We start from the raw sequence: 15,096 nt of genomic DNA on the forward strand, positions 1-15,096 counted from the left end.
TCAATCGTGACTCCGGTCACAACAACGAGCAAGTCAAACACTTTATGGAGAGTTTGATCCTGGCTCAGGACGAACGCTGGCGGCGTGCCTAATACATGCAAGTCGAGCGCAGGAAGCTGACGGAACTCTTCGGAGGGAAGGCAGTGGAATGAGCGGCGGACGGGTGAGTAACACGTAAGGAACCTGCCTCAAGGATTGGGATAACTCCGAGAAATCGGAGCTAATACCGGATAGTTCAACGGACCGCATGGTCCGCTGATGAAAGGCGCTTCGGCGTCACCTTGAGATGGCCTTGCGGTGCATTAGCTAGTTGGTGGGGTAACGGCTCACCAAGGCGACGATGCATAGCCGACCTGAGAGGGTGATCGGCCACACTGGGACTGAGACACGGCCCAGACTCCTACGGGAGGCAGCAGTAGGGAATCTTCCACAATGGACGAAAGTCTGATGGAGCAACGCCGCGTGAGTGATGAAGGTTTTCGGATCGTAAAACTCTGTTGTAAGGGAAGAACACGTACGAGAGGGAATGCTCGTACCTTGACGGTACCTTACGAGAAAGCCACGGCTAACTACGTGCCAGCAGCCGCGGTAATACGTAGGTGGCAAGCGTTGTCCGGAATTATTGGGCGTAAAGCGCGCGCAGGCGGCCTTTTAAGTCTGATGTGAAAGCCCCCGGCTCAACCGGGGAGGGCCATTGGAAACTGGAAGGCTTGAGTACAGAAGAGAAGAGTGGAATTCCACGTGTAGCGGTGAAATGCGTAGAGATGTGGAGGAACACCAGTGGCGAAGGCGACTCTTTGGTCTGTAACTGACGCTGAGGCGCGAAAGCGTGGGGAGCAAACAGGATTAGATACCCTGGTAGTCCACGCCGTAAACGATGAGTGCTAGGTGTTGGGGGGTTTCCGCCCCTCAGTGCTGAAGAAGCTAACGCATTAAGCACTCCGCCTGGGGAGTACGGCCGCAAGGCTGAAACTCAAAGGAATTGATGACGGGGACCCGCACAAGCGGTGGAGCATGTGGTTTAATTCGAAGCAACGCGAAGAACCTTACCAACTCTTGACATCCCATTGACCGCTTGAGAGATCAAGTTTTCCCTTCGGGGACAATGGTGACAGGTGGTGCATGGTTGTCGTCAGCTCGTGTCGTGAGATGTTGGGTTAAGTCCCGCAACGAGCGCAACCCCTATCCTTAGTTGCCAGCATTCAGTTGGGCACTCTAGGGAGACTGCCGGTGACAAACCGGAGGAAGGTGGGGATGACGTCAAATCATCATGCCCCTTATGAGTTGGGCTACACACGTGCTACAATGGACGGTACAAAGGGCAGCGAGACCGCGAGGTGGAGCCAATCCCATAAAGCCGTTCCCAGTTCGGATTGCAGGCTGCAACTCGCCTGCATGAAGTCGGAATCGCTAGTAATCGCAGGTCAGCATACTGCGGTGAATACGTTCCCGGGTCTTGTACACACCGCCCGTCACACCACGAGAGTTTGCAACACCCGAAGCCGGTGAGGTAACCGCAAGGAGCCAGCCGTCGAAGGTGGGGTAGATGATTGGGGTGAAGTCGTAACAAGGTAGCCGTATCGGAAGGTGCGGCTGGATCACCTCCTTTCTAAGGAAAACGTCCCTTACGGGACATGCCCATCGTTCAGTTTTGAGAGCTCGTCTCTCAGTCTCGCAAGAGACACTCGCACCTTGAAAACTGAAGACATCAACAAGACATCAAACTTTTAATTAACCATGTCATTAGACGTGTGTTCTTAGAATACCAACGCTAGATCAAGGTATGAAGGGCGTACGGTGGATGCCTTGGCACTAGGAGCCGATGAAGGACGCGACGAACAGCGATATGCTTCGGGGAGCAGTAAGTATGCTTTGATCCGAAGATTTCCGAATGGGGGAACCCACCATCTGTAATGGGATGGGACATGTTACATGAATACATAGTGTAGCGTGAGGCAGACCCGGGGAACTGAAACAAACATAAGTAGTACCCGGAGGAAGAGAAAGCAAATGCGATTCCCTGAGTAGCGGCGAGCGAAACGGGAACAGCCCAAACCGGAGAGCATGCTCTTCGGGGTTGTAGGACACTCTATACGGAGTCAAAAAGGAAGACAGTAGGTGAAGGACCTGGAAAGGTCGGCCGAAGAAGGTGACAGCCCTGTAGCTGAAACTGTTTTCCCTCCAGAGTGGATCCTGAGTACGGCGGGACACGTGAAACCCCGTCGGAATCCGGGAGGACCATCTCCCAAGGCTAAATACTCCCTAGTGACCGATAGTGAACCAGTACCGTGAGGGAAAGGTGAAAAGCACCCCGGAAGGGGAGTGAAATAGATCCTGAAACCGTATGCCTACAAGTAGTCAGAGCCCGTTAACGGGTGATGGCGTGCCTTTTGTAGAATGAACCGGCGAGTTACGATAACGCGCGAGGTTAAGCCGATGAGGCGGAGCCGTAGCGAAAGCGAGTCTGAACAGGGCGTTCAGTGCGTTGCGTTGTCGTAGACCCGAAACCAGGTGATCTACCCATGTCCAGGATGAAGGTCAGGTAACACTGACTGGAGGTCCGAACCCACGCACGTTGAAAAGTGCGGGGATGAGGTGTGGGTAGCGGTGAAATGCCAATCGAACCTGGAGATAGCTGGTTCTCCCCGAAATAGCTTTAGGGCTAGCCTCGAGGTTGAGAGTTCTGGAGGTAGAGCACTGATTGGACTAGGGGCCCCCACAGGGTTACCGAATTCAGTTAAACTCCGAATGCCAGCAACTTATACTCGGGAGTCAGACTGCGAGTGATAAGATCCGTAGTCAAGAGGGAAACAGCCCAGACCGCCAGCTAAGGTCCCCAAGTGTATGTTAAGTGGAAAAGGATGTGGCGCTGCCTAGACAGCTAGGATGTTGGCTTAGAAGCAGCCACCATTCAAAGAGTGCGTAATAGCTCACTAGTCGAGTGGCGCCGCGCCGAAAATGTAACGGGGCTAAACATACCACCGAAGCTGCGGATGCGGATTCCGTAAGGAATGGTAGGGGAGCGTTCCAAACCGCTGTGAAGCTGTACCGGAAGGAGCAGTGGAGCGTTTGGAAGTGAGAATGCCGGTGTGAGTAGCGAAAAGAGGGGTGAGAATCCCCTCCGTCGAAAGCCCAAGGTTTCCTGAGGAAGGCTCGTCCGCTCAGGGTTAGTCTGGACCTAAGCCGAGGCCGAAAGGCGTAGGCGATGGATAACAGGTTGATATTCCTGTACCGCCGATCCACCGTTTGAACAATGGGGGGACGCAGGAGGATAGTGACGCATGCGGATGGAAGTGCATGTGCAAGTTTCAAGACCGTCTGATTGGCAAATCCGTCAGGCATCAAAGTCAAGGAACGACGCGGAGTCCCGTAGGGACGTAGGTCACGATTTCACACTGCCAAGAAAAGCCTCTAGTGAGGGGGAAGGCGCCAGTACCGTAAACCGACACAGGTAGGCGAGATGAGAATTCTAAGACGCGCGGGATAACTCTCGTTAAGGAACTCGGCAAAATGGTCCCGTAACTTCGGGAGAAGGGACGCTCTACACATGTAGAGCCGCAGTGAATAGGCCCAAACGACTGTTTAGCAAAAACACAGGTCTCTGCTAAATCGCAAGATGACGTATAGGGGCTGACGCCTGCCCGGTGCTGGAAGGTTAAGGGGATGGGTTAGCGCAAGCGAAGCTTTGAACCGAAGCCCCAGTAAACGGCGGCCGTAACTATAACGGTCCTAAGGTAGCGAAATTCCTTGTCGGGTAAGTTCCGACCCGCACGAAAGGCGTAACGATTTGGGCACTGTCTCAACGAGAGACCCGGTGAAATCATAGTACCTGTGAAGATGCAGGTTACCCGCGACAGGACGGAAAGACCCCATGGAGCTTTACTACAGCCTGATATTGAGGCTTTGTGCATGATGTACAGGATAGGCGGGAGACGTCGAGCCCGGAGCGCCAGCTTCGGAGGAGTCACCCTTGGGATACCGCCCTTCATGCATAGAGAGTCTCTAACTCGCAGCCGTGATCCGGCTGGAGGACCGTGTCAGGCGGGTAGTTTGACTGGGGCGGTCGCCTCCTAAACAGTAACGGAGGCGCCCAAAGGTTCCCTCAGAATGGTTGGAAATCATTCGTAGAGCGCAAAGGCAGAAGGGAGCTTGACTGCGAGACCTACAAGTCGAGCAGGGACGAAAGTCGGGCTTAGTGATCCGGTGGTTCCGCATGGAAGGGCCATCGCTCAACGGATAAAAGCTACCCTGGGGATAACAGGCTGATCTCCCCCAAGAGTCCACATCGACGGGGAGGTTTGGCACCTCGATGTCGGCTCATCGCATCCTGGGGCTGGAGTAGGTCCCAAGGGTTGGGCTGTTCGCCCATTAAAGCGGTACGCGAGCTGGGTTCAGAACGTCGTGAGACAGTTCGGTCCCTATCCGTCGTGGGCGCAGCAGGAAATTTGAGGAGAGCTGTCCTTAGTACGAGAGGACCGGGATGGACGCACCGCTGGTGTACCAGTTGTTCCGCCAGGAGCATCGCTGGGTAGCTACGTGCGGACGGGATAAATGCTGAAAGCATCTAAGCATGAAGCCCCCTCCAAGATGAGATTTCCCTTTGAGTAATCAAGAAAGACCCCTCAGAGACGATGAGGTAGATAGGTCACGGGTGGAAGCATGGCGACATGTGGAGCTGAGTGATACTAATCGGTCGAGGCCTTGTTCTAGCAGATGCATTGTTGATGACTTCAGTTTTGAGGGCGCGAGCCTTTCAAAAAAATGAAAAAAAGTCTTGACGTTATGTGAACATAATGTTAAGATAATAAATGTCTGGTGGCGATAGCCAAGTGGTCACACCCGTTCCCATGCCGAACACGGAAGTTAAGCACTTGAACGCCGAAAGTAGTTGGGGGCTTCCCCCTGTGAGGATAGGACGCTGCCAGGCGATACATATGGAGGATTAGCTCAGCTGGGAGAGCACCTGCCTTACAAGCAGGGGGTCGGCGGTTCGATCCCGTCATCCTCCACCATTTTTATTACACTTGCCGGTGTAGCTCAGCTGGTAGAGCAACTGACTTGTAATCAGTAGGTCGCGGGTTCGACTCCTGTTGCCGGCACCATTTTCATCTTCAATGATCACCAGAATTCAATTATGAATGAAGGTTCTACCTTTTATATCCCTGCCGGGGTGGCGGAACTGGTAGACGCACAGGACTTAAAATCCTGCGGGGGTTTCCCCGTGCCGGTTCGATTCCGGCCCTCGGTACCATTTTCATTTTGATGTTTGCTGTTTGATCCTTATATTCCGCACCCTTAGCTCAGCTGGATAGAGTACTTGACTACGAATCAAGGGGTCGGGAGTTCGAATCTCTCAGGGTGCATTTTCGGGAAGTAGCTCAGCTTGGTAGAGCACTTGGTTTGGGACCAAGGGGTCGCAGGTTCGAATCCTGTCTTCCCGACCATCTTCAATTTCATCCCTTTAATGGGGCCTTAGCTCAGCTGGGAGAGCGCCTGCCTTGCACGCAGGAGGTCAGCGGTTCGATCCCGCTAGGCTCCACCATTTTTATGACGAACTTTGAAAACTGAACGATGAGGCAAAAATCGTATTCTACGGAATACAAAAACGAATGAAGCGCAAGCTTCGTCAATCGTGGCTTCGGTCACACAACGAGCAAGTCAAACACTTCATGGAGAGTTTGATCCTGGCTCAGGACGAACGCTGGCGGCGTGCCTAATACATGCAAGTCGAGCGCAGGAAGCTGGCGGAACTCTTCGGAGGGAAGGCAGTGGAATGAGCGGCGGACGGGTGAGTAACACGTAAGGAACCTGCCTCAAGGATTGGGATAACTCCGAGAAATCGGAGCTAATACCGGATAGTTCAACGGACCGCATGGTCCGCTGATGAAAGGCGCTCCGGCGTCACCTTGAGATGGCCTTGCGGTGCATTAGCTAGTTGGTGGGGTAACGGCCCACCAAGGCGACGATGCATAGCCGACCTGAGAGGGTGATCGGCCACACTGGGACTGAGACACGGCCCAGACTCCTACGGGAGGCAGCAGTAGGGAATCTTCCACAATGGACGAAAGTCTGATGGAGCAACGCCGCGTGAGTGATGAAGGTTTTCGGATCGTAAAACTCTGTTGTAAGGGAAGAACACGTACGAGAGGGAATGCTCGTACCTTGACGGTACCTTACGAGAAAGCCACGGCTAACTACGTGCCAGCAGCCGCGGTAATACGTAGGTGGCAAGCGTTGTCCGGAATTATTGGGCGTAAAGCGCGCGCAGGCGGCCTTTTAAGTCTGATGTGAAAGCCCCCGGCTCAACCGGGGAGGGCCATTGGAAACTGGAAGGCTTGAGTACAGAAGAGAAGAGTGGAATTCCACGTGTAGCGGTGAAATGCGTAGAGATGTGGAGGAACACCAGTGGCGAAGGCGACTCTTTGGTCTGTAACTGACGCTGAGGCGCGAAAGCGTGGGGAGCAAACAGGATTAGATACCCTGGTAGTCCACGCCGTAAACGATGAGTGCTAGGTGTTGGGGGGTTTCCGCCCCTCAGTGCTGAAGCTAACGCATTAAGCACTCCGCCTGGGGAGTACGGCCGCAAGGCTGAAACTCAAAGGAATTGACGGGGACCCGCACAAGCGGTGGAGCATGTGGTTTAATTCGAAGCAACGCGAAGAACCTTACCAACTCTTGACATCCCATTGACCGCTTGAGAGATCAAGTTTTCCCTTCGGGGACAATGGTGACAGGTGGTGCATGGTTGTCGTCAGCTCGTGTCGTGAGATGTTGGGTTAAGTCCCGCAACGAGCGCAACCCCTATCCTTAGTTGCCAGCATTCAGTTGGGCACTCTAGGGAGACTGCCGGTGACAAACCGGAGGAAGGTGGGGATGACGTCAAATCATCATGCCCCTTATGAGTTGGGCTACACACGTGCTACAATGGACGGTACAAAGGGCAGCGAGACCGCGAGGTGGAGCCAATCCCATAAAGCCGTTCCCAGTTCGGATTGCAGCAGGCTGCAACTCGCCTGCATGAAGTCGGAATCGCTAGTAATCGCAGGTCAGCATACTGCGGTGAATACGTTCCCGGGTCTTGTACACACCGCCCGTCACACCACGAGAGTTTGCAACACCCGAAGCCGGTGAGGTAACCGTAAGGAGCCAGCCGTCGAAGGTGGGGTAGATGATTGGGGTGAAGTCGTAACAAGGTAGCCGTATCGGAAGGTGCGGCTGGATCACCTCCTTTCTAAGGAAAACGTCCCTTACGGGACATGCCCATCGTTCAGTTTTGAGAGCTCGTCTCTCAGTCTCGCAAGAGACACTCGCACCTTGAAAACTGAAGACATCAACAAGACATCAAACTTTTAATTAACCATGTCATTTAAGACGTGTGTTCTTAGAATACCAACGCTAGATCAAGGTATGAAGGGCGTACGGTGGATGCCTTGGCACTAGGAGCCGATGAAGGACGCGACGAACAGCGATATGCTTCGGGGAGCAGTAAGTATGCTTTGATCCGAAGATTTCCGAATGGGGGAACCCACCATCTGTAATGGGATGGGACATGTTACGTGAATACATAGCGTAGCGTGAGGCAGACCCGGGGAACTGAAACATCTAAGTACCCGGAGGAAGAGAAAGCAAATGCGATTCCCTGAGTAGCGGCGAGCGAAACGGGAACAGCCCAAACCGGAGAGCATGCTCTTCGGGGTTGTAGGACACTCTATACGGAGTCAAAAAGGAAGACAGTAGGTGAAGGACCTGGAAAGGTCGGCCGAAGAAGGTGACAGCCCTGTAGCTGAAACTGTTTTCCCTCCAGAGTGGATCCTGAGTACGGCGGGACACGTGAAACCCCGTCGGAATCCGGGAGGACCATCTCCCAAGGCTAAATACTCCCTAGTGACCGATAGTGAACCAGTACCGTGAGGGAAAGGTGAAAAGCACCCCGGAAGGGGAGTGAAATAGATCCTGAAACCGTATGCCTACAAGTAGTCAGAGCCCGTTAACGGGTGATGGCGTGCCTTTTGTAGAATGAACCGGCGAGTTACGATAACGCGCGAGGTTAAGCCGATGAGGCGGAGCCGTAGCGAAAGCGAGTCTGAACAGGGCGTTCAGTGCGTTGTCGTAGACCCGAAACCAGGTGATCTACCCATGTCCAGGATGAAGGTCAGGTAACACTGACTGGAGGTCCGAACCCACGCACGTTGAAAAGTGCGGGGATGAGGTGTGGGTAGCGGTGAAATGCCAATCGAACCTGGAGATAGCTGGTTCTCCCCGAAATAGCTTTAGGGCTAGCCTCGAGGTTGAGAGTTCTGGAGGTAGAGCACTGATTGGACTAGGGGCCCCCACAGGGTTACCGAATTCAGTTAAACTCCGAATGCCAGCAACTTATACTCGGGAGTCAGACTGCGAGTGATAAGATCCGTAGTCAAGAGGGAAACAGCCCAGACCGCCAGCTAAGGTCCCCAAGTGTATGTTAAGTGGAAAAGGATGTGGCGCTGCCTAGACAGCTAGGGATGTTGGCTTAGAAGCAGCCACCATTCAAAGAGTGCGTAATAGCTCACTAGTCGAGTGGCGCCGCGCCGAAAATGTAACGGGGCTAAACATACCACCGAAGCTGCGGATTCCGTAAGGAATGGTAGGGGAGCGTTCCAAACCGCTGTGAAGCTGTACCGGAAGGAGCAGTGGAGCGTTTGGAAGTGAGAATGCCGGTGTGAGTAGCGAAAAGAGGGGTGAGAATCCCCTCCGTCGAAAGCCCAAGGTTTCCTGAGGAAGGCTCGTCCGCTCAGGGTTAGTCTGGACCTAAGCCGAGGCCGAAAGGCGTAGGCGATGGATAACAGGTTGATATTCCTGTACCGCCGATCCACCGTTTGAACAATGGGGGGACGCAGGAGGATAGTGACGCATGCGGATGGAAGTGCATGTGCAAGTTTCAAGACCGTCTGATTGGCAAATCCGTCAGGCATCACAGTCAAGGAACGATGCGGAGTCCCGTAGGGACGTAGGTCACGATTTCACACTGCCACTGCCAAGAAAAGCCTCTAGTGAGGGGGAAGGCGCCAGTACCGTAAACCGACACAGGTAGGCGAGATGAGAATTCTAAGACGCGCGGGATAACTCTCGTTAAGGAACTCGGCAAAATGGTCCCGTAACTTCGGGAGAAGGGACGCTCTACACATGTAGAGCCGCAGTGAATAGGCCCAAACGACTGTTTAGCAAAAACACAGGTCTCTGCTAAATCGCAAGATGACGTATAGGGGCTGACGCCTGCCCGGTGCTGGAAGGTTAAGGGGATGGGTTAGCGCAAGCGAAGCTTTGAACCGAAGCCCCAGTAAACGGCGGCCGTAACTATAACGGTCCTAAGGTAGCGAAATTCCTTGTCGGGTAAGTTCCGACCCGCACGAAAGGCGTAACGATTTGGGCACTGTCTCAACGAGAGACCCGGTGAAATCATAGTACCTGTGAAGATGCAGGTTACCCGCGACAGGACGGAAAGACCCCATGGAGCTTTACTACAGCCGATATTGAGGCTTTGTGCATGATGTACAGGATAGGCGGGAGACGTCGAGCCCGGAGCGCCAGCTTCGGAGGAGTCACCCTTGGGATACCGCCCTTCATGCATAGAGTCTCTAACTCGCAGCCGTGATCCGGCTGGAGGACCGTGTCAGGCGGGTAGTTTGACTGGGGCGGTCGCCTCCTAAACAGTAACGGAGGCGCCCAAAGGTTCCCTCAGAATGGTTGGAAATCATTCGTAGAGCGCAAAGGCAGAAGGGAGCTTGACTGCGAGACCTACAAGTCGAGCAGGGACGAAAGTCGGGCTTAGTGATCCGGTGGTTCCGCATGGAAGGGCCATCGCTCAACGGATAAAAGCTACCCTGGGGATAACAGGCTGATCTCCCCCAAGAGTCCACATCGACGGGGAGGTTTGGCACCTCGATGTCGGCTCATCGCATCCTGGGGCTGGAGTAGGTCCCAAGGGTTGGGCTGTTCGCCCATTAAAGCGGTACGCGAGCTGGGTTCAGAACGTCGTGAGACAGTTCGGTCCCTATCCGTCGTGGGCGCAGGAAATTTGAGGAGAGCTGTCCTTAGTACGAGAGGACCGGGATGGACGCACCGCTGGTGTACCAGTTGTTCCGCCAGGAGCATCGCTGGGTAGCTACGTGCGGACGGGATAAATGCTGAAAGCATCTAAGCATGAAGCCCCCTCCAAGATGAGATTTCCCTTTGAGTAATCAAGAAAGACCCCTCAGAGACGATGAGGTGGATAGGTCACGGGTGGAAGCATGGCGACATGTGGAGCTGAGTGATACTAATCGGTCGAGGCCTTGTTCTAGCAGATGCTTGTTGATGACTTCAGTTTTGAGGGCGCGAGCCCGTCGTCTGGTGACGATAGCCAAGTGGTCACACCCGTTCCCATGCCGAACACGGAAGTTAAGCACTTGAACGCCGAAAGTAGTTGGGGGCTTCCCCCTGTGAGGATAGGACGTTGCCAGGCACTTGACCGATCTGCAGATTGCAGGTCGGTCTTTTTGTGTTTTCTAAAAAGCCTTATCAGTTGCATTTCTTTTTTTAGATGATTACTATTAAATCAAACAATAGTCAAAGATGGTCAGAGAGGTGGTGCCAATGCAAAACATCACAGATATCATCGAAGCCTATTTAAAGCAAATTTTACACGACGAAAAGACGATTGAAATCAAACGTCAAGAAATTGCACAACGTTTTGACTGTGTTCCATCACAAATCAATTACGTCATTAATACTCGTTTTACGGTCGAAAAGGGTTATTTTGTTGAAAGTAAGCGGGGCGGCGGTGGATACATTCGGATTCAAAAAATCGTTGTGCTCGATAGTCACGATCTATTAGACGAAGTCAGTTCATGGATCGGTGATCATTTGACGGAACAAGCTGCAGAAGATTATTTGATTCGTTTGATGAACGAACAATTACTGACGCGGCGGGAAGCTATTTTGATTCAATCGCTGTTGCAAAAAGAGAGTTTGCCAATGGCGGTCGAAGATCAACACCGGATGCGTGCCCACTTGATGCGGACGCTTCTTCAAACCATGAAGCGACTCTAGTCGTCGGACATTGGAGGAATGCACGATGCGTTGTCAACGATGTGGCGAACGAGAAGCAATCGTCCGTGTCAAACTTCCACAAGAATCGGAAACCGATGAGAAGTTCTTATGCTCGGTTTGTGTGCGGGAGTTAGCACGTGAATACCAAGGGACGGCATGTCCGTCTTGCGGTATGACCCGTCAACAATTGCTTCATCTTCGTAAAGTCGGTTGCCCGACTTGTTATTCATTTTTCAAAGACGAAGTCGACGGTATGGTTCGTCAGTTCCAACACGGTCATACGCAACATTATGGCTCACGACCTGATGAGGAATCCGTTGAAAAACGATTGAACCAGCAACTCAGTCGACTCAAAGAACAACTTAACCGCAAAATCTTAGCAGAAGATTATGAAGAAGCAGAAATCATAAAACAACAGATTGAGAGTGTCGAGGAGGATTTGCGTCATGTTTGAAGAGTTGCTCCAACACCCTTTAAGCGAATCGATGAATCAATCTTCTCCCTTTGACGACATCGTCGTTTCGACACGGATCCGATTGGCACGTAATACGACACGTTATCCGTTCTCAACGATGTTGTCAGAAGCACAAGCTAATGCGCTCATTGAAGAGACCGAACGTCAACTAAACGGGATGAAAGGGTTCCGGTTTGGTCGCGTCGATCAAGCAGATGTCCTGACTCGAACCGCTTTAGTAGAAAAGCATCTGATCAGTCCAGCGTTAGCCAGTCATCCACGGACAGGACTCTTCATTAGTGAGGATGAGCAGATCAGTGTCATGGTAAACGAAGAAGATCATTTTCGAATCCAGACATTATTTCCTGGGCTACAGCTTGAAGAAGCGTTTCGGATCGCAAAACAAGTCGATCGCTTGATCAGTGAACGATTTAAAATTGCTTTTGATGATACGCTTGGTTATTTAACGACGTGTCCGAGTAACGTCGGAACAGGTCTTCGTGCTTCCGTGATGTTGCACTTACCGGGACTGGTCCTGACGAATCAGATTCAAGGCTATATTAAACACTTACGACAGCTCGGATTCGCGATTCGTGGGCGTTACGGCGAGGGAAGCGATGCTTCTGGTCGCATGTTCCAACTTTCGAACCAACGGACGCTTGGAGCAAGTGAGGATATGCTGATTACGGACTATCAATTTGCGGTCGAAGCATTAATTGAAGCAGAACAGGCAGCACGAAAAGGATTATTGGAGATGTATCAAGAAGAACTAGAGGACAGACTATATCGTTCCTATGGCATCCTGACATCAGCTCGACTGATTACAGCGCGGGAAGCAACGGAACGGTTATCGGATGTTCGCTTAGCGGACAGTCTGGGACTAGAGGTCAATCTACCTCCAAATCTTTTTCACCAACTGCTCGTCTCGCTACAAACAGGTTTTCTACAAAAGCATTTCGGGAAACAATTAACATCTAGAGAACGGGACATCGAACGGGCGAAACGAATCCGGACGATGTTAACCGAACAAACAAACAGGGATCACACACAAGGAGGTTTTGCATAATGATGTTTGGACGATTCACAGAACGTGCACAACGTGTATTGGCACTTGCTCAAGAAGAGGCAGTACGGTTGGGGCACCACAATATCGGAACAGAACACATTTTACTCGGACTTGTACGTGAAGGAGACGGAATTGCTGCGAAAGCATTAACAGCACTCGGTCTCAGTTCAGATAAAATTCAAATGGAAGTCGAAGCATTGATCGGTCGCGGACAAGATGGTGCAACGACGATTCACTATACACCACGTGCGAAAAAGGTCATTGAGTTATCAATGGATGAGGCACGTAAACTTGGTCATTCTTACGTTGGGACAGAACACCTCTTGCTCGGATTGATCCGAGAAGGAGAGGGCGTTGCTGCTCGTGTCTTAAATAACTTAGGCATCAGTCTTTCAAAAGCCCGTCAGCAAGTACTCCAGTTGCTTGGGAACAGCGAAACAACAGCAAACGCATCGCAAGCAGGTTCAGGTGTCGCAACACCAACACTTGATGGTCTTGCTCGTGATTTGACTCAACAAGCGCGTGAAACACGTCTTGACCCAGTCATTGGTCGCGCAAAAGAGATTCAACGCGTCATCGAAGTCTTGAGCCGCCGGACGAAGAATAACCCAGTCTTGATCGGGGAACCAGGGGTCGGTAAAACGGCTGTCGTCGAAGGTCTTGCTCAACAAATCATCAACAATGAAGTACCGGAGACCTTACGCAATAAACGCGTCATGGTACTCGACATGGGAACACTCGTCGCCGGTACGAAATACCGTGGTGAGTTCGAAGATCGTTTGAAAAAGGTCATGGATGAGATTCGTCAAGCGGGTAACATCATTCTCTTCATCGATGAGTTGCATACATTGATTGGAGCAGGTGGAGCAGAAGGTGCGATCGATGCATCGAATATCCTTAAACCGTCGCTCGCACGAGGCGAACTCCAGTGTATTGGAGCTACAACACTTGATGAGTACCGGAAGTACATCGAAAAAGATGCGGCACTCGAACGTCGTTTCCAACCGATCCAAGTCGCAGAGCCAACAACGGATGAAGCGACGCAAATCCTATTTGGTCTTCGCGATCGTTATGAAGCACACCACCGTGTGACGATCACAGATGAAGCGATTCAAGAAGCCGTCACCTTGTCGGATCGATACATTTCGGATCGGTTCCTTCCGGATAAAGCGATTGACTTGATCGATGAAGCGGCATCAAAAGTTCGGTTGCGTTCGTATACAGCACCACCGAACTTAAAAGAAGTTGAAGCAAAACTCGAAGGCATCCGTAAGGACAAAGATGAAGCTGTCCAAAGTCAAGAGTTTGAAAAAGCAGCAAGCCTCCGCGATACGGAACAAAAATTACGCGATGAGCTTGAGCGTTTGAAAGAGGAATGGCAGAATAAACAAGGCAACGAAAAACTTGAAGTCACAAAAGATGACATCGCACAAGTTGTTGCCAACTGGACAGGTGTACCGGTCACGAAGATTGCGGAAGAAGAGACGGATCGTCTCCTTCGTCTCGAAGAAATCCTTCACGATCGTGTCATCGGTCAAAATGAAGCCGTTAAATCGATTTCAAAAGCGATCCGTCGCGCACGTGCTGGACTGAAAGATCCAAAACGTCCGATCGGTTCGTTCATTTTCCTCGGTCCTACTGGGGTTGGTAAGACAGAACTCGCACGTGCGGTTGCCGAAGCAATGTTCGGTGATGAGGATGCAATCATCCGGATCGACATGTCAGAGTACATGGAGAAACATGCAACGAGTCGTCTCGTTGGTTCACCTCCAGGATATGTCGGTTACGAAGAGGGCGGTCAATTGACTGAAAAAGTTCGCCGGAAACCATACTCAGTCATCTTACTTGATGAAATCGAGAAGGCGCACCCAGAAGTCTTCAACATTCTCTTGCAGGTACTCGATGATGGGCGCCTAACAGACTCGAAAGGTCGCACGGTTGATTTCCGTAACACGATCATCGTCATGACGTCGAACGTCGGTGCAAGTGCCCTTAAACGTAATAAATATGTCGGCTTCGCTGTTTCTGAAGATACGGATCGCGAATACAAAGACATGAAAGATAAAGTCATGGAAGAACTCAAACGGGCCTTCCGTCCAGAGTTCTTGAACCGGATTGATGAAACGATCGTCTTCCATTCACTCGAGAAACAACATATCGAAGAGATCGTGAAGTTGATGGCGAAAACCCTTGAAAAACGTTTGGCTGAACAGGAAATTCATTTCGAATTGACACCAGCTGCCCTCTCGAAGATCGCCGATATCGGATACGATCCAGAGTACGGCGCACGTCCAATCCGTCGTGCCCTTCAACGGGAAGCGGAAGACCGGTTGTCAGAAGCATTGCTCGCAGGTGATATTCAAAAAGGAGAGCATGTTGCGCTTGATGTCGAAGAGAACGAATTCATCGTTCGCCGGAATCACGTGAGTTCTGCCGCAACGGAATAAGCACTGAGCACAGGGCCAGCTTTCGCACTTTCTGAGCGAAGCTGGTCTTTTTTTGAAACAGA

The 15,096-nt window shown here is 51.8% G+C and carries 4 protein-coding genes, 6 tRNA genes and 6 rRNA genes; all 16 read left to right on the top strand.

Annotated features, from left to right (window positions below; all coding sequences use genetic code 11):
- Window positions 1–41: 41 nt before the first annotated feature.
- The 16 genes from VJ374_RS00460 to clpC all read left to right on the top strand — a co-directional run bounded on the left by VJ374_RS00460 (window position 42) and on the right by clpC (window position 15,034).
- Window positions 42–1,609 (top strand): 16S ribosomal RNA (locus VJ374_RS00460).
- A 165-nt stretch (window positions 1,610–1,774) separates the two neighbouring features.
- Window positions 1,775–4,709: ribosomal RNA gene (locus VJ374_RS00465) — 23S ribosomal RNA — on the top strand.
- Between the two features lie 102 nt (window positions 4,710–4,811).
- A 5S ribosomal RNA gene (rrf, locus tag VJ374_RS00470) occupies window positions 4,812–4,927 on the top strand.
- Between the two features lie 9 nt (window positions 4,928–4,936).
- Window positions 4,937–5,012 (top strand) — tRNA-Val (locus tag VJ374_RS00475).
- Window positions 5,013–5,026: 14 nt separating this feature from the next.
- A tRNA-Thr gene (locus tag VJ374_RS00480) sits at window positions 5,027–5,102 on the top strand.
- Between the two features lie 62 nt (window positions 5,103–5,164).
- Window positions 5,165–5,251: transfer RNA gene (locus tag VJ374_RS00485), tRNA-Leu, on the top strand.
- Window positions 5,252–5,289: 38 nt separating this feature from the next.
- Window positions 5,290–5,363: transfer RNA gene (locus tag VJ374_RS00490), tRNA-Arg, on the top strand.
- Window positions 5,364–5,367: 4 nt separating this feature from the next.
- A tRNA-Pro gene (locus VJ374_RS00495) sits at window positions 5,368–5,444 on the top strand.
- 22 nt (window positions 5,445–5,466) lie between these two features.
- Window positions 5,467–5,542, top strand: a tRNA-Ala gene (locus VJ374_RS00500).
- 124 nt (window positions 5,543–5,666) lie between these two features.
- Window positions 5,667–7,231 (top strand): 16S ribosomal RNA (locus tag VJ374_RS00505).
- A 167-nt stretch (window positions 7,232–7,398) separates the two neighbouring features.
- A 23S ribosomal RNA gene (locus tag VJ374_RS00510) occupies window positions 7,399–10,318 on the top strand.
- Between the two features lie 46 nt (window positions 10,319–10,364).
- Window positions 10,365–10,480, top strand: a 5S ribosomal RNA gene (rrf, locus tag VJ374_RS00515).
- Together the 16S, 23S and 5S rRNA genes with 6 tRNA genes alongside form the textbook arrangement of a ribosomal RNA operon.
- Before the next feature lie 131 nt (window positions 10,481–10,611).
- Window positions 10,612–11,067 (top strand): CtsR family transcriptional regulator, encoded by a 456-nt coding sequence (locus VJ374_RS00520; protein WP_023466578.1) that lies wholly within the window; start codon window positions 10,612–10,614, stop codon window positions 11,065–11,067.
- A 25-nt stretch (window positions 11,068–11,092) separates the two neighbouring features.
- Entirely contained in the window at window positions 11,093–11,521 is a 429-nt protein-coding gene (locus tag VJ374_RS00525; RefSeq protein ID WP_029343073.1) for a hypothetical protein, read from the top strand.
- A complete protein-coding gene (locus VJ374_RS00530) occupies window positions 11,514–12,587 on the top strand; it encodes a protein arginine kinase (RefSeq protein ID WP_329469725.1) in 1,074 nt (357 codons plus the stop codon). Before VJ374_RS00525 ends, VJ374_RS00530 begins: the two co-directional genes overlap by 8 nt.
- A complete protein-coding gene (gene clpC, locus VJ374_RS00535; protein WP_035413120.1) occupies window positions 12,587–15,034 on the top strand; it encodes an ATP-dependent protease ATP-binding subunit ClpC in 2,448 nt (815 codons plus the stop codon). Before VJ374_RS00530 ends, clpC begins: the two co-directional genes overlap by 1 nt.
- Window positions 15,035–15,096: the final 62 nt, after the last annotated feature.

The organism is Exiguobacterium sp. 9-2 (assembly GCF_036287235.1).
In the GTDB taxonomy this organism is placed as follows: Bacteria; Bacillota; Bacilli; order Exiguobacteriales; family Exiguobacteriaceae; genus Exiguobacterium_A.